This is a genomic window from Dactylosporangium sp. NPDC049140, from assembly GCF_040648435.1.
On record NZ_JBEZDS010000002.1, the window covers coordinates 492,895 to 514,754 of the forward strand.

A 21,860-nucleotide genomic window follows, 5' to 3' on the forward strand; every position below is an offset into this window, starting at 1 on the left:
TGCAAGTTGCAGGAACGACCGGGAGCGCCGCCGGAAGTACCGGCGACGCTCCTGGCGTTTCCACTATCCGGAGGCCACCCGGCGCAGGCGGGCCAGGTAGGTCTGGGCCACGACCACCAGCGCGATGAACGCCCCGCTGATGACCGTCTGCCAGGCCGACGTGACCGTGCCGATCTGGTTGATGAGGTTCTGGATCACCTGCAGCAGCAGCACGCCGGCGATGGTGCCGCCGAGGGTGCCCGCGCCGCCGGTCAGCAGCGTGCCGCCGATGACCACCGCGGCGATCGCGTCGAGCTCCATGCCGGTGCCGAGCACCGTGACGCCGGAGCCGAGGCGGGCCGCGTTCATCGCGCCGGCGAGCCCGGCCAGCACGCCGGAGAGCACGTACACCCGCACCTGCGTGCTGCGGATCCGCACGCCCATCAGGCGGGCCGCGTCCTCGCTGCCGCCGATGGCGTAGACGGACTGGCCGAAGCGGCTGCGGTACAGCAGCAGCATCCCGGCCGCGAAGAGCACCACGACGAGGTAGACCGGGTAGCCGATGCCGCCGAGCTCGCCCGTCCCGAAGTGCTTGAAGGAGTCGGTCTTCACCAGGTAGGTGTCGGCCCCCTCGTCGGACAGGGCGAGCATCAGCCCGCGCGCCCCGAGCAGCCCGGCGAGCGTCACGATGAAGGGCGCCAGCCGCGCGTAGGCGATGATCAGCCCCTGCGCGAGCCCGAACAGCCCGCACGCGGCCAGCGGCAGCGCGAAGGCGGCCCAGGTGCCGTACTGCGAGGCCCAGGCGGCCAGCACGCCGCCCAGCACGTACAGCGACCCGACGGACAGGTCGATGCCGCCGCTGATGATCACGAAGGTCATGCCCAGCGCGATCAGCGCCGGCGGCGCGGTCGAGATGAGCACCGTGCCGAGGTTGTCGAAGGTGCGGAAGCTGTCCCAGGTGACGACGCCGACGACGATCACGAGGACGAGCACGGCGAGCGCGCCCTGGCGCTGGACGAGCTCGACGATCCGCTCGGTGCGCATCGAGGCCGCCTCGGCCCGGGCCGCCTTGGCCGGGGGCGTCACAACGGTCTGGCTGCTCATCGGGTCCTCCGCTCGCGGGCCGCGTATACCGCCACCAGGATGATGACCGCCTGCACCATCTGCGCGGTCGAGTCGCGCAGGTTGTTGGCGATCATCGTCGCGGTCAGCAGCTGCATGAGCAGCGCGCCGGCCACGGTGCCGAGCACGCGCACCTTGCCGCCGGTCAGCGGGGTGCCGCCGACGACCACGGCGGTGATCGCCGAGAGCTCGATCAGCAGGCCGATCCGCGACGCGTCGGCCGAGCCGATCCGGGAGACCTGGATGACGCCGGCCACCGAGGCGAGGACCGCGCTGATGACGTACACCGTCACCAGCACCCGCCGCACCGGCACGCCGGCGAGCACCGCGGCCGGGCGGTTGTCGCCGACGGCCAGCAGCCGCCGGCCGAAGACCGTCCGGCGCACCACGAAGCCGACGACGATGGCCAGCACGGCGGCGATCCAGACGGTGTACGGCACGTAGAAGAACTGCCCCGTGCCGATCTCGATGAAGTTCTTGTCGTGGATGTCCTTGTAGCGCCCGCTGGACAGCACCAGCGCGATGCCCCGGCCGGCCACCAGCATCGCCAGCGTCGCCACGATCGGCTGGAGGCCGACGAAGGCGACCAGGCCGCCGTTGACCAGGCCGATGACCAGCCCGCCGACGAGCGCGAGGACGATCGCGGCGACCGGGCCGTAGCCGAGGTACAGCGGGATGATCGCCGCCCCGAGGGCCATCACGGACCCGACCGACAGGTCGATGCCCTCGGTGCCGATGACCAGCGCCATGCCCAGCGCCACGATCACCACCGGGGTGACCTGGACGAGCTGGATGCGCAGGTTCGACCACTCGAGGAAGTTGTCGGTGTACACGACGTTGAACAGCACCAGCACGAGCAGGGCCACGTACACGCCGTACACCGGCAGCAGCTGCCGCCAGCGGGAAAGGTCGATCTTGCTCACTGCGGTCGTGTCGCTCATGACGCGGCCACCGCGATCACGTTCATCAGTTGCTCCGTCGTCACTTCGTCGCCGCGCAGCATTCCCACCACGGCGCCGTCCCGCAGCACCACCACCCGGTCGGAGCCCTCGATGAGCTCCTCGGCGTCCGAGGACACCAGCACCACGCCGAGGCCCTCGGCGGCGAGCTCGTCGATGAGCGCCTGCACCTCGGCCTTCGCGCCCACGTCGATGCCGCGGGTCGGCTCGTCCAGCAGCAGCACCTTGGGCCCGGTGGCCAGCAGCCGGGCCAGCAGCACCTTCTGCTGGTTGCCGCCGGAGAGGTCGCCGACCCGCTGGTGCGGGCTGGAGGCCTTGATCCGCAGCCGCCGCATGAAGGTGTCCACGATCTCGTCGATCTTCCGCTCGGAGACCACGCCCGCGGTGGACAGCCGGGGCAGTACCGCGAGCGCGATGTTCTCCCGCACCGACAGCCCCAGCGCGATGCCCTCGGCCTTGCGGTCCTCGGGCTGCACGGCGATGCCGGCCTTCAGGGCACTGACCGGGGTCGGGCGGCGCAGCGGCCTGCCGTCGACCTCGACGGCCCCGCTGTCCAGCGGCAGGGCGCCGGCCACGGCCTTGATGGTCTCGCTGCGCCCGGCGCCGAGCAGGCCCCCGAGCCCGACCACCTCGCCGGGCCGGACCTCGAAGCTGACCCCGGCGAGCCGGTGGCGGCTGATGAGGTCGGTGGCCTTGAGCACCGGGGGGCCGCCGGCGGCGTCGTGCTCGCCGGCGAAGCTGGTGAACGCGCGCCCGGCCGAGACCGGGCGGCCGAGCATGTGCGAGACGAGCTCGACGCGTTCGAGGCCGGCCAGCTTGCCCGCGTGGACCAGCCGGCCGTCGCGCAGGATCGTGACGCTGTCGCAGATGCGGTACAGCTCGTCGAGGCGGTGGCTCACGTAGATGATGCCGACGCCGCGCTCGTGCAGCTGGTGGATGACGCCGAAGAGCGTCTCCACCTCGCGGGGCTCGAGCGAGGAGGTCGGCTCGTCCATCACGACGACCTTGGCGTCGACCATGACCGCCCGCGCCAGCGCCACCATCTGCTGCGCGCCCAGCGGCAGGCGCCCGAGAGGGCGGCGCACGTCGGAGGTGATGCCGAAGCCGGAGAGGATCTCGGCCGCCTCGCGGTTCATCCGGGCCACGTCGACCAGGCCGAAGCGGTTGCGCGGCTCCCGGGTGAGGAAGAGGTTGCGCGCCACGCTCATCAGCGGGACGAGGTTGACCTCCTGGTAGATGGTGGAGATCCCGGCGGCCTGAGCATCGAGCGGGCCGCCGAAGGAGATCGGCTCGCCCTGGTAGCGGACCTCGCCGCCGTCCGGGCTGTACACGCCGGTGAGGACCTTGATCAGGGTCGACTTGCCGGCGCCGTTCTCCCCGACGAGCGCGTGCACCTCGCCCGCGCGCAGCGTGAACGAGACGTCGTCGAGCGCGCGCACGCCCGGGAACTGCTTGCTGACCCCGACGACTTCCAACAAAGACATGTTGCCTCTTTCCACGCGTCGACCCCGGCCCGCGAACGACACCGTTCGCGGACCGGGGTTCGAGGGTCTAGTAGGACTGACCGATGTCGGAGGACGCGTTGGTCGAGTCGTACTCGCGGTCGGAGATGATGATGTTCTCCGGGATCGCCTCGCCGTTGAAGAACTTGGTGGCGGTAGAGAAGGCCAGCGGGCCGAAGCGCGGGTTGGACTCGATGACCGAGTAGATCCAGCCGTCGACGATGCCCTGCACCGCGCCCTTGGTGCCGTCGATCGTCACGATCTTGACGTCGCCGGGCTTCTTGCTGGCGCCCTTGAGGGCGGTCACCGCGCCGAGGGCCATCTCGTCGTTCTCGGCGTAGATGCCGTTGACGCCGGGGTTGGCCTGCAGCAGCTGCTCGGCCGTCTTCTGGCCGTCCTCACGGGAGAAGTTGCCGGTCTGCTCGAAGACGACCTTGATGCCCGGGGCGACCTTGGCGATCTCGTCCTTGAAACCGCTGGTGCGCAGCGTGGTGACGTTGTTGCCGGGGGCGCCGAGCAGGATCGCGACCGTGCCGGTGTTGTTCAGAGCCTTGGCCATCTTGTCGGCGGCCCGCTTGCCCTGCTCCGCGAAGTCCGACCCGATGAAGGTCAGGTAGTTGGTGCAGCTCTTCGCGTTGATCTTCCGGTCGATCGTGACGATCGGGACCTTCTTCGCCGCGGCCTTGGCGAACACCGAGTCCCAGCCGTCCGAGTTGAGCGGAGCCACGATCAGCAGCTGCACGCCCTGGTCGATCAGGGTGCTCACGTCGGTGATCTGCTTGTTGAAGTTCGAGTCGGCGTTCGTCGTCTTGAGGTTGGCCTCGGGGATGCCCAGCTTCTTCGCCTCGTCCTTGATGGACTGGGTCTCGGCGATGCGGAACGGGTTCGCCTCCTTCTCCGACTGGGAGAAGCCGACCTGAGCGGTCTTGAGGTCGATCTTGGTCCCGCCGAACTGCTGCAGCGTGCAGGTCGCGCCCGCGGTGTCGGCCGACTTGGTGGCCTGCGCGGCGGCGGACGCGTTCGCCGAGGTGCCGGACCCGGCGTTGTCGTCCTCGGACTTCGCGCAGCCGGACATCAGCAGGGCCGCGGCGCTGAGCACGGCCAGGGCGGGCCGCCAGCGGCCACGCATATCGATCATGATGTGTCACTCCCTTGAGCGAGGGGTCGACGGGGGTGTCTGTGCGGAACCTCATCGAGGTGTATCGCATTCACTCATCCTCCAACTTTTTCTGTCAAGACTTTCCACCCACCCGACCAAAACCAAACACCAACTGTCACATGACCGAGACCGGGGCGATGCCGGACCGACATCGATGACGGACCTTGTGCGACGGTGTTGAGCGGCGTACAACAACATCCAACATGTTCGATCGCGTACCGCCTGGGAGCTGCGATGATCCGACCTCTCGGGGTGCTGCACCGCGCCCTGACCGCCGCCGCCACGACCCTCGGACTGGCCCTTACCGCATCCATCCCGCTCGTTGTTACCGGCGCGTCGCCCGCCACCGCGACCGCAACACCCCAACCAGGTCCGCTCACCGCCCCCGTCATGGGCTGGAACAGCTGGAACCGGTTCGGCTGCAACATCGACGAGAACCTGATCAAGGCGACCGCCGACGCCATGGTCAGCACCGGCCTGCGCGACTCCGGCTACACCTACGTCGACATCGACGACTGCTGGATGGCGGGCACCCGGGACGCCCAGGGCCGCCTGCAGCCCGACCCGGTGCGCTTCCCGGGCGGCATCGCGGCCATCGCGACCTACGTGCACGCCCGCGGCCTCAAGCTCGGCATCTACTCCTCGGCCGGCACCGCCACCTGCCAGGGCCTGCCGGCGAGCCTCGACCACGAGGTCACCGACGCCCAGACGTGGGCCTCCTGGGGCGTGGACCTGCTCAAGTACGACAACTGCAACAACCAGGGCCGGCCCGCCCTCGACCGCTACAAGGCCATGGGCGACGCGCTCAAGGCGACCGGGCGGGCGATCGTCTACAGCCTGTGCAACTGGGGCGACGACCAGCCCTGGGTCTTCGGCCCGAACGTCGGGGGCAGCTCCTGGCGCACCACGGGCGACATCAACGCCAGCTGGGGCAGCATCACCTCGCTCCTGGACCAGCAGGCCGGGCTGGAGCCGTTCGCGCGCAAGGGGTACTTCAACGACCCCGACATGCTCGAGGTCGGCAACGGCTCGCTGACCCAGGACGAGAACGTCGCCCACTTCTCGCTCTGGTCGCTGCTGTCCGCGCCGCTGCTGCTCGGCAACGACCTGCGCTCGGTGAGCGCGACGACGCTGGGCATCCTGCGCAACGCCGACGTCATCGCGGTGAACCGGGACTGGGCCGGGTCCCAGGGCCGGCGGATCGCGGACGCGGGCGAGCAGGAGGTCTGGGCCAAGCCGATGAGCGACGGCTCGGTCGCCGTGGTGCTGTTCAACCGCGGCGCCGCCGCCGCGACCGTCGCCACCACCGCGGCCGCGCTCGGGCTCACCGGCTCCAGCTCGTACGCCACGAAGAACCTCTGGACCGGCGCGACCGGCACCACCACCGGGGCACTGAGCGCGTCGGTGCCCTCGCACGGCGTCGCGATGTTCCGGGTCACCCGGGCCGGCACCCTGGCCGGGGCCCCGGCGGCCGGGACGTACCAGGTGAGCGACATGACCTGGGCCGCGTCGAGCAACGGCTGGGGCCCGGCCGAGCGCGACCGCTCCAACGGCGAGCAGGCGGCCGGCGACGGCAAGACGCTGACCGTCGGCGGGACGACGTTCGCCAAGGGCGTCGGCGTCCACGCGGACGCGGCCATCCACGTGTACCTGGGCCGGGCCTGCCGCACCTTCACCGCCCAGGTTGGCGTCGACGCCGAGTCGGGCACCGCGGGCTCCGTGCGCTTCGCGGTCTACGGCGACGGCCGGCTGCTGGGGTACTCCGGCGTGAAGACCGGCGGCCAGGCGCCCACCCGCCTGACCGTCTCCACCGGCGGCTACCTGAGCCTGGAGCTGCGGGTGACGGACGCGCGCACGAACGGCATCACGAGCGACCACGCGGACTGGGGGAGCCCGACCCTGGCCTGCGGTACCTCCGGCGCCGGTTCGTTCGTCAGCGACCGCTCCTGGGGCACCGCGACCAACGGCTGGGGCCCGGCCGAGCGTGACGTGTCCAACGGCGAGCAGGCGGCCGCGGACGGCAGCGTCCTGACCGTCGGCGGCGTCTCCTACCCGAAGGGCGTCGGCGCCCACGCGGCGGCCGACATCACCGTCCCGTCGTCGGGCTGCACCCGGTTCACGGCCGTGGCCGGCCTGGACGCCGAGGTGGGCACGAGCTCGACGGGCGTGACGTTCTCGGTGCTGGGCGACGGCACGACGCTGTACACCAGCCCGACGGTCACCGCCGCCGCTCCCGCGGCGATCGACGTCGACGTGTCCGGCCGGGCCGCCCTGCGCCTCGTCGTCGGGGGCGCGGGCAGCATCGACTACGACCACGCCGACTGGGCGGACGCCCGGCTGGTCTGCTAACGGATTCGGTGGGTCCCCTCCGCCGGGGTGACCACGAAGGCGTCGGGGGGCGTGAAGCCGGCTTCGGTGAACGCCTCCCGCACCGCCGCCTCCACCGCCGCGCACCGGTCCGTGTCGACGAGCGCGAGCACGCACCCGCCGAACCCGCCCCCGGTCATCCGGGCCCCGTACGCGCCCGCGGCGAGCGCCGCCGTCACCACGGTGTCGACCTCGGGCACGGTGATCTCGTAGTCGTCGCGCATGGACTCGTGCGAGGCGGTCATCAGCGGCCCGATCGCGCGGGCGTCCCCGGCGCGCAGCGCCGCCACGGTGTCGAGCACGCGCTGGTCCTCGGTCACCACGTGCCGGACCCGCTTGCGCATCACCTCGTCGTCGAGGCGCGCCAGCGCGGCGTCGAGGCCGTCCGGCTCCACGTCGCGCAGCGCGGCCACGTCGAGGATCTTCGCGGCCTCCTCGCAGCTGCGCCGCCGGGCCGCGTACTCGCCCGTCACGTGCGCGTGCGGCGCCTTGCTGTCCACCACCAGGATCGCGAGCCCCTGCGCGGCGAGGTCGAACGGCACCTGCTCGGTCGCGAGGGACCGGCAGTCCAGGAACAGCGCGTGGCCCGCGCGGCACAGCGTCGAGGCCGACTGGTCCATGATGCCGGTCGGCGCCCCCACGTACTCGTTCTCGGCCCGCTGGGCCAGCCGCGGCCGCACCGCCATGGGCACGTCGAGCCCGGCGAGGTCCAGCAGCACCGCCATCACCGCGCACTCCAGCGCCGCCGACGACGACAGCCCGGCCCCGAACGGGACATCGGACGCGATGGCCAGGGACGCACCCGGGACATCGTGGCCGGCCTCGCGCAGCGCCCACACGATCCCGGCGACGTACGACGCCCAGCCCCCGACCTTCTCGTCCGGCCCGAACGTCACCGACTCACCGGTCTGCTCCGACGTGACCGTCCACCGTTGTTCGCCGAGCTTCCGGCCGCCCACGACGGTGCTGTGCGGCAGGGCGAAGGGCAGTACGAAGCCGTCGTTGTAGTCCGTGTGCTCGCCGATGAGGTTCACCCGTCCCGGGCTCGCCCACACGGCGTCCCAGGGGCCTTCCGGCAGCCGCTCCCGCGCGTCCCTCACAGGACGACCTCCCGCAGCATCTGGGCGGCCTGCTCGGGCCGCACGTCGTTGACGAACACGCCCATCGCCGACTCGGAGCCGGCCAGGTACTTGAGCTTGCCCGGCGCCCGCCGCGTGCTGAACAGCTGCAGGTGCAGGTAGGCCAGGTCGCGCGCGACGCGCACCGGGGCCTGGTGCCAGGCCGCGATGTACGGCATGGCGAGGCCGAACATCCCGTCGAGGCGGCGCAGTACCTCCAGGTACAGCGGGCCGAACGCGTCGCGCTCCTCGGTGCTCAGGGCCGGGATGTCGGCGACCTGGCGGTTGGGGTACAGGTGGACCTCGAAGGGCCAGCGGGCCGTCGCCGGCACGAACGCGGTCCACAGCTCGTTGCCGGCCACGATCCGTGTCCCGGCCGCGCGCTCGGCGGCCAGCACGTCGGCGAAGAGGTTGTTCGCCCCGACACTGCGCTCGCGGTGCTCGCGGGCCGAGCGCAGCATGCGGCGGGTGCGGGGGGTGACGAAGGGGTACGCGTAGATCTGCCCGTGCGGGTGGAAGAGCGTGACCCCGATCTCCTCGCCGCGGTTCTCGAAGCAGAAGACCTGCTCGACGTCGTCGCGGGTGGACAGGTCGGCGGTGCGGTCGGCCCACGCCTCCATCACCGTGCGCACCCGGTCGGGGGTCAGCGAGGCGAACGAGGCGTTGTGGTCGGAGGTGAAGCAGACCACCTCGCAGCGCCCGGCGGCCGGGCGGGTCGGCACGAGCCCGGGCAGGATGTCGCCCTGAGCCGGCCCGACGCGGTGGCTGAACGACGGGAAGCGGTTCTCGAAGACCACCACGTCGTACTCCGACGCGGGGATCTCGCTGTGCCGCTCGGGCGTCGACGGGCACAGCGGGCACTGGTCGGTCGGCGGCAGGAACGTGCGGGCCTGACGGTGCGCGGCGATGGCGACCCACTCGTCGAGGATCGGGTCGTACCGCATCTCGGACGCCGGCGGTGGGGGCGGCAGATCCCGTAGGTCGACGGCGTCCCGGGACGCGTCGTCGCGCTCATCGAAGTAGATGAGCTCCCGGCCGTCGGCGAGGTGGGTGACCGTGCGCTTCACTCGTTCTCCAGGGTCCTGGGCTAACCGTTCGGGTCCACGACGATGAGCTCACCGACGCGCTCGGCGAGCTGTACCCGCGCCTCCGCGGCCAGCCCGACGTCGGTGATGAGGATGTCCGCCTCGTCCAGCGGCGTGATTGTCGCGATGCCCACCATCTCCCACTTCGTGTGGTCGGCCAGCACCACGAGCCGGCGCGCGGCCGCGACGAGCAGGCGGTTGGTGCCGGCCTCCATCAGGTTGGGGGTGGTGAAGCCGGTCCGCGGGCTCATCCCGTGCACGCCGAGGAACAGCACGTCGACGTTGAGCGAGCCGATCGCGGCCTCGGCGACGGGGCCGGCGAGGGCGTCCGAGGGGGTGCGGATCCCGCCGGTGAGCACGACCGTCTGGTCCGGGCGCCCGGCGTGGTAGAGGGTGTCGGCGACCGGGATCGAGTTGGTGACGATCGTCAGTCCCGGGACGTCGACGAGGTGCGCGGCGAGCGCGGCGGTGGTGGTGCCCGCCGACAGCGCGACCGCGGTGTGCGGCTCGATGAGCTTGGCCGCCCGCTCGGCGATCGAGGCCTTCTCGTTGCGCTGGCGCACCGACTTGGCGTCGAAGCCGGGCTCCTCGGTGGAGCCGGGGCCGGCGATCGTGGCGCCGCCGTGCACCTTGTCGACCAGGCCGCGGTCGGCCAGCGCCTCCAGGTCGCGCCGGATGGTCATGTCGGAGACGCCGAACTGGCGGACCAGCTGGCTCACGCGCACGCCACCGTGGCGGCGGACCAGATCCAGGATGGCCGCCTGTCGTTGCTGTGCGAGCATCACGCTGTTCCCTTCGCGGGCGCAGCGGGGATGTGTACGGCTGCGCGGGTGGCCGGACCCACAACGGGTTTCCACGCAGACGGTACGACTCCCGTACGTCGGCGCGCCCCGCTGGCCCGGTCGAAGTCCTCGGCCGCTCGCATGGCGTACAGCTTCGAACCTAGACGACCAGAAGTCAACAAACTCGAACAGGCATCTGTCCGCATCACACCCGTGCACCCGCCTTTCGTTACCGACATGTGTCGCTGATCTTTCCGGGCAAACGCCCATCGATCCCAGCAAATCACACCTGATCATGGACCGTGATCCATTGACAATGTCCGTGTATCCGAGGACTGTCGCCGTACTGGAGGTTCTCGTTTGGTTCTGTGCCTTGTTGAGGAGGAAGCGATGAACTTCTCCCGTCGTACCGTTCTGGGCGGCGCCATGGCCGGGTTCGGAGGGGTGGCGGCGACGTCACTGCTCGCCGCTTGCGGCGACTCCGGCGACTCCGGCAAAAGTGGCAGTGCCACCTCGGAAGTCACCTTCGGGTCCAACTACTCCGACAACGTACCGAAGACCGCGATGGCGAACGTCATCTCGGGCTACACCAACGGCAAGAACGTCAAGGTCAACACCGTCGACCACAACTCGTTCCAGGAGAACATCAACCGGTACCTGCAGGGCAACCCCGACGACGTGTTCTGCTGGTTCGCGGGCTACCGCATGCAGTTCTTCGCCAAGCAGGGCCTCGCCGGCGACATCTCCGACGTGTGGGGCGAGGTCGGCGGCAACTTCTCCGACGCCCTCAAGGCGGCCTCGACGGGGGAGGACGGCAAGCAGTACTTCCTGCCGTTCTACAACTATCCCTGGGGCGTGTTCTACCGCAAGAGCGTCTGGCAGCAGAAGGGCTACACCGCGCCGAAGACGCTCGACGAGTTCAAGACGCTGTGCGAGAAGATCAAGACCGACGGGCTGGTCCCGGTCGCCTTCGCCGACAAGGACGGCTGGCCGGCGATGGGCACCTTCGACTATCTCAACATGCGCATCAACGGCTACCAGTTCCACGTCGACCTCATGGCCGGCAAGGGCGCCTGGACCGACGCCAAGGTCAAGACCGTCTTCGACACCTGGCGGGGGCTGCTGCCGTACCACCAGCCGGGCGCGAACGGCCGCACCTGGCAGGAGGCGGCCCAGTCACTGCTCAACAAGCAGTCCGCCATGTACGTCTGCGGCACCTTCGTCGGCGAGCAGTTCTCCGGCGCCGACCTGGACGACCTCGACTTCTTCGCCTTCCCCGAGATCAACTCGGAGTTCGGGCAGGACTCGGTCGAGGCGCCGATCGACGGGTTCATGATGGCGGCCAAGCCCAAGAACGCCGCCGGGGCCAAGGAGCTGCTGAAGTACCTGGCCACCGGCCCCGCCGAGCTGGCCTACCTGAAGAACAACCCGACGAACGTCGCGGCCAACAAGACCGCCGACATCTCGGGCTACAGCGCACTGCAGAAGAAGTCCGCCCAGCTCATCAGCAGCGCCAAGCACATCTCGCAGTTCCTCGACCGCGACACCCGCCCGGACTTCGCTTCCCAGGTGATGATCCCGGCCCTGCAGAGCTTCATCAACAAGCCCGACGACGTCGACGGCCTCCTGAAGAACATCGAGGCCCAGAAGAAGACCATCTTCACGTCGTGAAGATCAAGCGCTTCGGTTTGGGCGACCGCACCGTCATCGCGGTCGTGCTCGGCGTGGCGATCGTGCTGGACCTCGCGCTCATCTGGGGTCCCACGATCGCCTCGGCCGGGCTGTCCTTCACGTCCTGGAACGGCGTCACCGACCCCGTGTGGGTCGGCGGGAAGAACTACGACACCATCGTCAACGTCTACCCGCCGTTCTGGCCGGCGATGCAGCACAACCTGCTCTGGCTGGCGTTCCTCGGGCTGGTCGCCACCCCGCTGGGCCTGTTCTTCGCCGTGCTGCTGGACAAGAACCTGCGGCTGGGCCGGTTCTACCAGAGCGCGCTGTACCTGCCGGTCGTGCTGTCCCTGGCCATCGTCGGCTTCATCGCCCAGCTGGTGTACTCGCGCGACTACGGCGCCCTGAACAACATCCTGGGCCGCACCGGCAACCCGATCGACTTCCTCGGCGACCCGGACATCAACATCTGGGCGGTGCTCATCGCGGTCGGCTGGCGCCACGTCGGCTACGTGATGATCCTGTACCTGGCCGGCCTCAAGGCGGTCGACCCGGCGCTGAAGGAGTCCGCGGCCCTGGACGGGGCCAACGAGGCCCAGACGTTCTTCCGGGTCACGTTCCCGACCCTGCGCCCGGTCAACATCATCGTGCTGGTCATCACCGTCATCGAGGGCCTGCGCGCGTTCGACATCGTGTACGCCATCAACCGCGGCCGCAACGGCCTGGAGCTGCTGTCCGTGCTCGTGACCGACAACATCATCGGCGAGGCGAGCCGCATCGGCTTCGGCTCCGCGATCGCCGTGATCCTGCTGCTCATCTCGCTCGGCTTCATCGTCACCTATCTCGTGCGCATCCTGCGGGAGGAGCCATGAAGGCAGGAGGGGTCCTGCGACCCGCACGCATTGTCCTGAACGGCTTCCTGATGGTGGTCGCGCTGGGCTGGCTGGCCCCGCTCGCCCTGGCCGTCTACGCCTCGCTGCGGCCCTACGCGGAGACGTCCCGCAAGGGGTACTTCTCGTGGCCGGACCGGCTCACGCTGCACTACTACGCGCAGGTCTGGGACTCCGCGGAGCTGCCGAAGTACTTCACCAACTCGATGATCGTCGCGGTGCCGGGCGTGATCCTGACCCTGTTCCTGGCGTCCTTCGTCGCGTTCTGCATCGCCCGCCTGCGCATCCGGTTCGCCCTGCCGCTGCTGGTCCTGTTCACCGCGGGCAACCTGCTGCCGCCGCAGGTGCTGGTGACGCCGCTCTACGAGATGTACAAGCAGATCCCGGTGCCGGGCTTCGTCTCGTCCTCGGGCACCCTGTACGACTCCTACGCCGGCCTCATCGCCATCCACGTGGCGTTCCAGGTGGGCTTCTGCGTCTTCGTCCTGTCGAACTTCATGCGCACGCTCCCGGTGGAGATCACCGAGGCCGCGGTCGTCGACGGGGCGGGGGTGTGGCTGCAGTACTGGAAGGTGACGCTGCCGCTGTGCCGCCCGGCCCTGGCGGCGCTCGCGACCCTGCTGTTCACCTGGATCTACAACGACTTCCTGTACGCGCTCGTGCTCATCTCCACCGGCGACAAGCTGCCGGTGACGAGCGCCCTGAACAACCTGCGGGGCCAGTTCTTCACCGACTACAACCTGCTGGCCGCCGGCTCCCTGCTGGTGGCGCTGCCGACGCTCATCGTGTTCTTCGCGCTCCAGCGGCAGTTCGTGGCGGGCCTGACCCTGGGCGCCGCGAAGGGCTGAACGGGCGCCGAGGGTCAGGCCGGTTGCTCAGAAGGGGCGCGTGCCCACCGCGGTCAGGCGCTGGGTGGCGCGGGACAGGGCCACGTACAGCGTCCGGAAGCCGGTCGTCGCCTCGTCGCGGATGTCGGCCGGCTCCACCACCAGTACGCCGTCGTACTCCATGCCCTTCGAGTCCAGCGCGCCCACCGTCTGCAGCCGCTGCCCGTCGAGCCCGTCCAGCCACCCGGCGATCTCGCCGCGGCGGGCCGTCGGGGTGATCACGCCGACCGTGCCCTCGACCTGGTCGAGGAGCGTGGCCGCGGCCGAGCGCACGGCCGGCGCCAGGTCGTCGGTGACGGTCTCGACCGGTTCGATGCCGGCGGAGCGAACCGCCGTGGGCAGCTCGATGTCCGGCTGCGCCGCGCGGATCACGCGGGCGGCGACGGCGAAGATCTCGGCCGAGTTGCGGTAGTTCGTGGTGAGCGTGAAGAGGGAGCGGCGGCGGGTGCCGACCGCCGCCTCCATCGCGCGCTCCGACTCCGCGGCGTCGGCCCACGCGGCCTGGGCCGGGTCGCCGACGATCGTCCACGTGGCGTGGGGGCCGCGGCGGCCGATCATGCGCCACTGCATCGGCGAGACGTCCTGCGACTCGTCGACGATGACGTGCGCGTAGTCGCGGTAGTCGTCCGGGCGCTCGAGCGCCTGCTCGCGGGCCGCCGCCGCGCGCTGCGAGGCCGTCGCGACCTCCCGCACGCCCTCAGCCACGTGGAACGGGTCGCGGGCGGCGCGCTTGCGCACGGGCGGGTCGCCGAGGTACTCGTAGAGCTCGTCCAGCAGCGCCACGTCCTCGACGGACAGTGACGACGGGTCGACCGCCGCCGCCAGGGTCGCGATCTCGCGGTTCGACAGCACCCCGTTGGCCCACCGCTGCAGGCGCTGGCGGTCGGCGAGCCAGCCGAGCACCTCGGCCGGGCGCAGGACCGGCCACCAGCCGCGCATGAACTGCACGAACTCCGGCCGCTCGGCGATGTCCGAGGCGAACTCGGGCCGCTGCTGCTGCCGGCCCGACGGGAGCAGCTCCACGCTCTGGCGCCACAGGGCGTCCAGGACGTGCCCGGCGGCCTTGGCCCGCGCCGCGTTGCGCTTCACGCCCAGGTTCAGCACCGTGCGGCGCAGGTCGTCCAGGGCGGGCTTGTCGAGGCTGAGCAGCTCACCGCGGTACAAAATCCGGATCTTGTCTGGTGAACCCGGCACCGGGCCCCGCGCGGCGCGGGCGAGCACCCGCTGCATGCGCAGCGAGCCCTTGACCGCCGCGACCTCCGGCGGCTCGTGCCGGGTGGCCCGGACGCCCTCGACGAGCTGGCCGAGCGAGCGCAGCGTGGCGGTGTCCTCGCCGAGCGACGGCAGCACCCGCGACACGTAGCCGACGAACACGTCCGACGGCCCGACGACGAGCACGCCGCCGCTCTCGTACCGGTTGCGGTCGGCGTAGAGCAGGTACGCGGCCCGGTGCAGCGCGACGGCGGTCTTGCCGGTGCCCGGCCCGCCCCGCACGATCGTGATCCCGGACGCGGGGGAGCGGATCGCGTCGTCCTGCTCGCGCTGGATGGTCGCGACGATGTCCTTCATGCCGTGGCCGGTGGCCCGCGACAGGTTGGCCAGCAGCGCGCCGTCGCCGATCACGGGCAGATCGGCGGGCGCGGCGGCCGGATCGAGCAGGTCGTCCTCGATGGAGACGACCTTTTCGTTGGTACTGCGGATGCTCCGCCGCCGCACCACGCCCATCCGGTCGGCCGGCGTGGCCCGGTAGAACGGCGCCGCCGCGGGGGCCCGCCAGTCGACGACGAGCGAGTCGTACTGCTCGTCGCGCAGCCCCAGCCGCCCGATGTAGCGCACCTCGCCGTCCGGCACCGCGGGCTCGACGGCCGCGGCGTCCGCGCCGGAGACCCCGCCGGGGCCGAGGTCGAGCCGGCCGAAGACCAGCCCGTCGTGCTCGCTCTCCAGGGCCCGGCGCCGCCGTGCCGCGTGGTACACCATGGCGTCCCGCTCGACCAGGGCGCCGAAGTTGCCGACCCGGGCCAGGCTGTACCCGGCCTTCTCGACCTCGGCGGCGGAGATCCGCAGCTGGTCCAGCCGAACGTAGACCCGGTCGAGATAGGCCTGTTCAGCGGCGATCTCCGAGTCGCGAACCGCGTCGCTCAACGATTTACTCCTGCCGCCCGGCGAAAAACAACCCCGAAAGCCTACTCGCGCGCCGGGGCTTTCTCGATCACGGCGTCGCCGCGGGCTCCTTCTCGGCCTCGGCGCGCAGCGCCTTCGCCTCCGCGGCCGCCCTGCGCCGCAGGTAGAAGGTGGTGGCGAGGCCGGCGACGACGGCCAGCGCGAGCGCCACCCACGAGAAGTCCTTGAGCCACTTCTCGGCGACCTGGCCCAGCATGTAGATCGCGAACACGGTGCCGAACGACCACACTATGCCGCCCGTGGCGTTGGCAAGGAGGAACTTGCCGTACGGCACCTTGAGCGCACCCGCCAGCGGCCCGGCCAGGATGCGCAGCAGCGCGATGAACCGGCCGAAGAAGACCGCCCACACGCCCCAGCGCTGGAAGGCCCGCTCGGCCTTGGCCAGGTGCTCGGGGCCGAAGTGCTTGGGGAAGCGCCGCCCGAACCGCTCCAGCAGCGCGGGCCCGCCCCGGCGGCCGATCAGGTAACCGGCGCTGTCGCCGGCGATCGCCCCCGCGGCGGCGGCGCTCGCGACCAGCCAAGGGTTCACGGAGGTGGTGACGGACAGCAGCGAGGCGGTGACCAGCGCGATCTCGCCGGGCAGCGGGACGCCCATGCTCTCGACGCCGATCACGGCTCCGACCAGGAGGTAGACCCAGATTGGGGAGAGTGTGCCCATCCACACCTCGATGTGATGCACCCGCGGACCCTCCCCCTCGAGACTTCCGTTCCCGCCCAGCGTCTCATAGTTTCCTGAGCGTGGGCTGTCTGGTGTACGGCGCGAACGGCTACAGCGGTGCGCTCCTGGCGCGCCTCGCGGTGACGCGGGGCGAGCGTCCGATCCTGGCCGGGCGCTCGGAGGCGCCGGTGCGCGCGCTGGCGGAGGAGCTCGGATTACCGTACCGCGCCGGCGCCCCCTCGCCCGCCCTGCTCGAGGGCGTCGGGGCCGTCGTGAACTGCGCGGGCCCGTTCGCCGCGACCGCCCGCCCGATGGTCGCCGCCTGCCTCGCGGCCGGCGTGCACTACCTGGACATCACCGGCGAGCTGGACGTCTTCGCGTGGATGTTCGCCCAGGACGGGGCCGCGCGCGCGGCCGGCGTGGCGATGATCACCGGTGCCGGCTTCGACGTGGTGCCGACCGACTGCCTGGCCGCGCTCCTCGCCGCCGAGCTGCCCGGCGCGGTCGCGCTGGAGATCGCGTTCTCCGCGCCCGGGGGCCTTTCCCGCGGTACCGCCCGCACCGCCCTCGCCGAGATGGGCTCCGGCGCGCTGCGGCGGGTCGGCGGCGAGCTGGTCGCGACCCGCTTCGGTGCGCCGTCGCGCTCGGTGCCGTTCCCATCGGGCGTACAGCGGGTGGGCGCGACCCGCTGGGGCGACCTCGCCACCGCGTACCGCTCGACGTCGATCCCCGACATCACGGTCTACATGCCCCTGCCCCCGGGCACGGCCCTGGCCCCGCTGTTCCGGTTCGCCCCGCTGCGGCGGACCGTGCAGGCCCTGGTCCGCCCGGGCGGCCCGTCCTCGTCGGTCCGCTCGGCGAGCGGCTGCGAGGCGTGGGCCGAGGTCCGCGACGCCGCGGGCGCGACACGCTCGGCCACGCTGACCGGCCCGAACGCCTACGCGCTGACCGCGGACGCCTCCCTGCGCGCTGTGCAGCGGGTCCTGGGCGGCTCGGTGGCGCCCGGGGTACACACGCCTTCGTCCGGGCTCGGGGCCGACTTCGTCCGTTCCCTGGACGGGGTGACCGTCAGCTTGCTTTGACGACCGTGCGCCGGCTCGGGGTGCGGCGGCGGCTCGACTCGGCGCGGCGGATCACCGACACGATCGCCTCCGTCACGCACTCGGGGCGCTCGATGGGCAGCATGTGGCCGGCGTCCTCGCACTCGCGCAGCTCGGCCTCGGGCAGTTCCTGGGCGATCGTCGCGGCGCAGACCGGCGGCGTGAGACGGTCCGCGGAGCCGACCAGCACCGCGACGGGCAGCCCGCTCATCGCGGCCAGGGTCTCGACGCGGTGGTGCAGGTCGACGGAGGGCCGGAAGCCGCCTATCGCGCAGAGCCGGGCGTTGCCGACCATGGACGCGGTGAGCGCGACCCAGCTCGTGTCGACGCGGTGGCCGAAGACGAGCCAGCGCACGCCGGGCGCGAGCAGCGGCATCAGCCGCCGGTGCGGCCGCCAGGCCCCGGAGCGGGCGAGAAGCCCCGCGCCCTGCACCTCGAGCACGCGCATGACCCGCGCGAGCCGGGGACTGAGCCCGTAGCTGGTACGCGACGACCCCTCGGCCGACGTGGACACGAGCACGACCCCGACCACCCGGCGCGCGAACGACGCCGCGTGGCGGTGAGCGTACTCCATGATGGCCATCCCCCCGAGCGAGTGCCCGACGAGCACGATCGGCCCGCGCGGGACGCGCTGCCGGATGACCTCGGCGAGATCGTCCCCGAGCTGCTCGAGCGTGGCATCGGCCCCGTGCGTGGCGTCGGAGCGACCGTGCCCGCGCAGGTCGAAGGCGAGCATCCGAACGGGGGCGCCGAGGCATTCGGGCAGGTCGGCGATCTGCTGGCGCCACAGACGGTTGTCGAGCGTCCATCCGTGCAGGAAAACCACCGTCACGGGCCGGCGCCCGGTGGCGGGGTGGAGAACGCTGTACAGGCGGGCACCGTCCTTGAGCCGCACTGGCGAGGAGATGACGGTACCCATGGGCAATTGTTACCCGGAAGTGTCGAGGATTACCCCTGTCACCCAGGGACTACTCCGGTAATACTCTGCTCTCGCAACGCGCGCTGCGCGGGGCCGGCTCGTGCCAGGCGCCTCGCAACCGCCGGCTTTCGGTGGTTGCGGGCTGTTCTGTGCGGCTGCCGTTCGCGCTCTCGGTCAGGGCCCTCAACCGCCGACTTTCCGCGGTCACCGCCTGCTCTGTGCGGCTGCCGTTCGCGCTCTCGGTCGGGGCCCCCAACGCCGACTTTCCGCGGTCGCCGCACCGCAGAGTCCTCCCAACGCCCGCGGCGGCGTCACTCGAACGATCACCGCGGGCGTACATCGAAAAGTCGGGCGCTTTGTACGAGCTCAGGCGCACGCGGTCGGCGACAGGCCCGACACCGGGACCGGCGAGCGGCCCGGGGCCTTCGCCTTGCCCAGCAGCACGTCGGCCAGCGCGGACATCGAGGCGCGCGACCCCGAGTACGTCGCGAGCAGGGTGCCCTTGGCCGAGCCGAGCACGTACGGCGTGTCGAGCGCGACCGTCACCGCCGCCGACGGCGACAGGTCCGCGGAGCCGCGGCCGTAGCCGACCAGGCGTACCTCCGCGCCGCCCTGCGTGACCACCTCGGCGCCCGCCTGCTTCAGCGACTCCTCCAGCCAGCCCTTGGCCGTGTCCGCGCCGGCCGCGGTGACCCGGACCGGGCCGCTGACCAGGGCGCCGGTGCACTTGCCGCGCAGAACGGTGATCGCGGCCGCGGCGCCCGCGCGGGCGGCGCTCTTGCCGTCCGGCCCGTCCACGACGCTGAATTCCGGCTTCGGTACCGCGGCCAGCCGCAGCTTCAGCGCCAGAATCCGCGTCACCGAGTCGACCAGCCGCTGCTTCGTGATGCGGCCGGACTTGACCGCGTCCAGCAGCCCCTTGTACGCCGTGCCGAGGTTCGGCGGCATCAGCAGCACGTCGTTGCCGGCCAGGATCGCGCGTACCGCCGCCTCGCCCGGGCCCCACTGCTCGGCCGGGGCCATGTTGAGGGCGTCGGTGACGATCACGCCGGTGTACCCGAGCTTGCCCCGCAGCAGGTCGGTGAGCACCTTGCCGGAGAACGAGGCCGGGGTACCGGGGTCGATCGCCTTCACGTCGAGGTGGCCCGACATGATCAGGCCGACGCCGGCGTCGCGGGCGGCGGTGAACGGCGGGAGGTCGCCGGACTCCAGCGCCGTGAGGTTCTGTGAGAGGACCGGCAGGCTGCTGTGGCTGTCCGTCGTGGTGTGCCCGTGGCCCGGGAAGTGCTTGACGGTCGCGGCGACGCCGGCCGCCTGTAGCCCGCGCACGGCCGCGGCGACCTGCGGGGCGACCTTCGCCGGGTCGCTGCCGAACGAGCGCGAGCCGATCACGCCGCCGGGCTGGGTGCCGAGCACGTCGGCGTCGGGGGCGAAGTCGACGTTGAGGCCGATCGCGGCGAGCTCGGTGCCGGCCGCCTTCCACGCCGCCTCGGTGAGCTTCGGGTCCCCCGCCGCGCCGAACGCGAGCGCCGCCGGCAGCTGCACGATGCCGTCGCGGATGCGGGTGACCTGGCCGTACTCCTGGTCCGTGCCGATGAACAGCGGCAGCCGCGCGGGCAGGCTCAGCGCCGCCTGCTGCAGGCCCGCCGTGAGCTTCGCCACCTGGGCCGGCGACTCCACGTTCGTGGTCTTGTTGGTCCCCGCGGTGGGATCGTCGGCGCTGGAGGAGACGAGAATGATGCCGCCCAGGTGGTACTTCCTGACGATCTCGGCCGGCGTGGACGCCCCCGCATACGTGCGGTTGGCCGACGCGGAGCCCGAGGACACCTTGTCGGCGGCGTTGCCGTACGCGTACGGCATCAGCAGTTGTCCGACCAGTTCCTCGTCCGACAGGCGCCCGGCGATCTCGGCCGCCTGCTTCGCGGGGTCCGCCCCCGGCACCAGCGCCGACACCGGGCCGCTGTCATGCGGGTCGGCGCCCCGCTTGCCGCCGTCGGAGCAGCCGCCCGCGAGCAGCGCGAGGGCCGTCATGGACAGCATGAGGCGACGCGTGGGACTCGGCACTCGCCCACTCAATCATGACCGTGCAACGAAGATCTCTCACCCGACGCGGGTGAGCAGGGTCATCGGGACGCCGTCGGCGGCGTGGCGGTACGGCTCCAGCTCGGCGTCCCAGGGGGCGCCCAGGGCCTTCTCCAGCGTGTGCGCGAGGGTCTCGTAGCCGCGCGCGCTCGCGACGAGGGCGCGCAGCCGGTCCTCGGACAGCACGATGTCGCCGTTGGCGCTGGTCGAGCCGCGGAACAGGCCACGGCCGGGCACGTGCATGAACCGCTCCCCGTCCACGCCGGGGCTCGGCTCCTCGGTCACCTCGAAGCGGATCATGGGCCATTGCCGGAGCGCGGCCGCGAGCTCTCCGCCCGTGCCGGTCGCGCCGGACCACGAGCACTGCGCCCGGCGGGCCGCAGGCTCGACAGGCTGCACCGACCACTCGAGGCGGACCGGCGCGCCGAGGACGCGAGCGATCGCCCACTCGACGTGCGATGACACGGCGAGCGGTGACGAGTGAACGTATATGACGCCACGCGTGGGCACGTAAGACCTCCTGGAGACCGAGGTGCGTCTTCCCCTACGACCTCGTGCTCCGGCGGTCATGCCAGGCGTGCGGCGGTGACTGTTGGGACCAATGATGACGATGTTGAGCGCGGTACGCCAGAGAAACGGCTACACCGGTCCTCCGAAATGTCCAACGGACGGACCGTCCATCAGGTAACTCACCTTTTTTTGCCAGGACCCGCAGGCTGTTACACTTTCTTGTCTTCCGCAAGTAGAGCCTCGACAAGGAGTTCCCGCCGTGGCGAGCAACACCTCAAAGACCGCGCGGGCCTCAGTCCGCGCCGGTCAGGCCGGTGCATCCGGCGCCCTCAGTGTGCTGGGTGAGTTCAAGTACCTCATCCCGCTCAACAAGGGCAAGCACGTGTACGTGCGAAACCTGACCAACGGCAAGACCGTCCACCTGAGCACCACCTCCGACGCTTTCGCCGAGGAGATCCGGGTTCTCGCCGCGGCCGGTCACGCCATCAAGATCCGGGCCGAGATCCAGGCCCTCAACTCGGCCGAGCCGGACAACGGCTGGGCCGCCACGGAGCAGCGCCTCGTCGACGCGGGCGTGTTCGAGGCCGCCTGACGCGCCGGCTTCTTGCTTTCTTCGAACGCCGCTGAGCTCGGGCTCGGCGGCGTTCGTCGTGTTTGTGCGGAAAAGTCCGACACTCCGTGATCGGACTTTTCCGACTTTTCGCCTGTCGGGGTATAAATCCGATATGTCGTGGCGCGGAGCGCCCGACATGTCGTGGTCGGCGCCCGGGAGGCCTGAGGACTTGAGTGCTCACGCCCGACATGTCGTGGTCGGCGCCCGGGAGGCCTGAGGACTTGAGTGCTCACGCCCGACATGTCGTGGTCGGCGCCCGGGAGGCCTGAGGACTTG

General features: G+C 71.1%; 18 protein-coding genes. 6 read left to right on the forward strand and 12 right to left on the reverse strand.

What is annotated here, in order from left to right; genetic code table 11:
• Positions 1 to 63: 63 nt before the first annotated feature.
• The 4 genes from AB0B76_RS05980 to AB0B76_RS05995 form a co-directional block, all read right to left on the reverse strand.
• Complete coding sequence (locus AB0B76_RS05980; protein WP_360369998.1) at positions 64 to 1,083, reverse strand: ABC transporter permease; 1,020 nt, start codon at positions 1,081 to 1,083, stop codon at positions 64 to 66.
• A complete protein-coding gene (locus tag AB0B76_RS05985; protein ID WP_360370001.1) occupies positions 1,080 to 2,042 on the reverse strand; it encodes an ABC transporter permease in 963 nt (320 codons plus the stop codon). Before AB0B76_RS05985 ends, AB0B76_RS05980 begins: the two co-directional genes overlap by 4 nt.
• Positions 2,039 to 3,544: a sugar ABC transporter ATP-binding protein gene (locus AB0B76_RS05990; RefSeq protein WP_360370004.1), complete on the reverse strand. Its 1,506-nt coding sequence runs from the start codon at positions 3,542 to 3,544 to the stop codon at positions 2,039 to 2,041. Before AB0B76_RS05990 ends, AB0B76_RS05985 begins: the two co-directional genes overlap by 4 nt.
• Positions 3,545 to 3,611: 67 nt before the next feature.
• A complete protein-coding gene (locus tag AB0B76_RS05995; protein WP_360370007.1) occupies positions 3,612 to 4,700 on the reverse strand; it encodes an ABC transporter substrate-binding protein in 1,089 nt (362 codons plus the stop codon).
• Positions 4,701 to 4,955: 255 nt separating this feature from the next.
• Between AB0B76_RS05995 and AB0B76_RS06000 the strand changes: the two genes are divergently transcribed.
• Entirely contained in the window at positions 4,956 to 7,070 is a 2,115-nt protein-coding gene (locus AB0B76_RS06000; protein WP_360370009.1) for an NPCBM/NEW2 domain-containing protein, read from the forward strand.
• Here AB0B76_RS06000 and galK read toward each other — a convergent pair.
• From galK to AB0B76_RS06015, 3 genes are read right to left on the reverse strand one after another with little or no spacing between them, the layout of a single operon-like run.
• Complete coding sequence (gene galK, locus AB0B76_RS06005; protein ID WP_360370012.1) at positions 7,067 to 8,188, reverse strand: galactokinase; 1,122 nt, start codon at positions 8,186 to 8,188, stop codon at positions 7,067 to 7,069. The two genes, AB0B76_RS06000 and galK, sit on opposite strands and share 4 nt — an antisense overlap.
• Entirely contained in the window at positions 8,185 to 9,273 is a 1,089-nt protein-coding gene (gene galT, locus AB0B76_RS06010) for a galactose-1-phosphate uridylyltransferase (protein ID WP_360370015.1), read from the reverse strand. Before galT ends, galK begins: the two co-directional genes overlap by 4 nt.
• A gap of 20 nt (positions 9,274 to 9,293) precedes the next feature.
• Positions 9,294 to 10,073 (reverse strand): DeoR/GlpR family DNA-binding transcription regulator, encoded by a 780-nt coding sequence (locus AB0B76_RS06015; RefSeq protein WP_360370246.1) that lies wholly within the window; start codon positions 10,071 to 10,073, stop codon positions 9,294 to 9,296.
• A gap of 390 nt (positions 10,074 to 10,463) precedes the next feature.
• Here AB0B76_RS06015 and AB0B76_RS06020 point away from each other — a divergent pair, with 390 nt between their 5' ends.
• Genes AB0B76_RS06020 through AB0B76_RS06030 form a run of 3 tightly spaced genes read left to right on the forward strand, consistent with a single transcriptional unit; the run spans position 10,464 to position 13,482 of the window.
• Positions 10,464 to 11,744 carry an ABC transporter substrate-binding protein gene (locus AB0B76_RS06020; protein WP_360370018.1) on the forward strand — a complete coding sequence of 427 codons (1,281 nt, stop codon included), beginning with the start codon at positions 10,464 to 10,466 and terminating at the stop codon, positions 11,742 to 11,744.
• Positions 11,741 to 12,616: a sugar ABC transporter permease gene (locus AB0B76_RS06025; RefSeq protein ID WP_360370021.1), complete on the forward strand. Its 876-nt coding sequence runs from the start codon at positions 11,741 to 11,743 to the stop codon at positions 12,614 to 12,616. Before AB0B76_RS06020 ends, AB0B76_RS06025 begins: the two co-directional genes overlap by 4 nt.
• On the forward strand, positions 12,613 to 13,482 hold the full coding sequence (locus AB0B76_RS06030; protein ID WP_360370024.1) for a carbohydrate ABC transporter permease: 870 nt from the start codon (positions 12,613 to 12,615) through the stop codon (positions 13,480 to 13,482). Before AB0B76_RS06025 ends, AB0B76_RS06030 begins: the two co-directional genes overlap by 4 nt.
• 27 nt (positions 13,483 to 13,509) lie before the next feature.
• On the opposite strand, the gene AB0B76_RS06035 is transcribed toward AB0B76_RS06030, so the two are convergent.
• Together AB0B76_RS06035 and AB0B76_RS06040 are read right to left on the reverse strand one after the other, a co-directional pair.
• Positions 13,510 to 15,663, reverse strand: coding sequence for an AAA family ATPase (locus AB0B76_RS06035; protein WP_360370027.1), 2,154 nt, complete (start codon positions 15,661 to 15,663; stop codon positions 13,510 to 13,512).
• A gap of 67 nt (positions 15,664 to 15,730) precedes the next feature.
• Complete coding sequence (locus AB0B76_RS06040) at positions 15,731 to 16,381, reverse strand: DedA family protein (RefSeq protein WP_360370030.1); 651 nt, start codon at positions 16,379 to 16,381, stop codon at positions 15,731 to 15,733.
• A 59-nt stretch (positions 16,382 to 16,440) separates the two neighbouring features.
• Between AB0B76_RS06040 and AB0B76_RS06045 the strand changes: the two genes are divergently transcribed.
• Entirely contained in the window at positions 16,441 to 17,442 is a 1,002-nt protein-coding gene (locus AB0B76_RS06045) for a saccharopine dehydrogenase NADP-binding domain-containing protein (protein WP_360370032.1), read from the forward strand.
• Here the strand turns inward: AB0B76_RS06045 and AB0B76_RS06050 are convergent.
• The 3 genes from AB0B76_RS06050 to AB0B76_RS06060 form a co-directional block, all read right to left on the reverse strand.
• The gene (locus AB0B76_RS06050) at positions 17,429 to 18,379 is read right to left on the reverse strand and encodes an alpha/beta hydrolase (protein ID WP_360370035.1); all 951 of its coding nucleotides are present in this window, start codon (positions 18,377 to 18,379) and stop codon (positions 17,429 to 17,431) included. The two genes, AB0B76_RS06045 and AB0B76_RS06050, sit on opposite strands and share 14 nt — an antisense overlap.
• A 366-nt stretch (positions 18,380 to 18,745) precedes the next feature.
• Entirely contained in the window at positions 18,746 to 20,419 is a 1,674-nt protein-coding gene (locus tag AB0B76_RS06055; RefSeq protein ID WP_360370038.1) for a glycoside hydrolase family 3 N-terminal domain-containing protein, read from the reverse strand.
• A 60-nt stretch (positions 20,420 to 20,479) separates the two neighbouring features.
• Positions 20,480 to 20,971 carry a DUF3145 domain-containing protein gene (locus AB0B76_RS06060; protein ID WP_360370041.1) on the reverse strand — a complete coding sequence of 164 codons (492 nt, stop codon included), beginning with the start codon at positions 20,969 to 20,971 and terminating at the stop codon, positions 20,480 to 20,482.
• Positions 20,972 to 21,230: 259 nt separating this feature from the next.
• Here AB0B76_RS06060 and AB0B76_RS06065 point away from each other — a divergent pair, with 259 nt between their 5' ends.
• Positions 21,231 to 21,563 (forward strand): hypothetical protein, encoded by a 333-nt coding sequence (locus AB0B76_RS06065; RefSeq protein WP_360370044.1) that lies wholly within the window; start codon positions 21,231 to 21,233, stop codon positions 21,561 to 21,563.
• Positions 21,564 to 21,860: the final 297 nt, after the last annotated feature.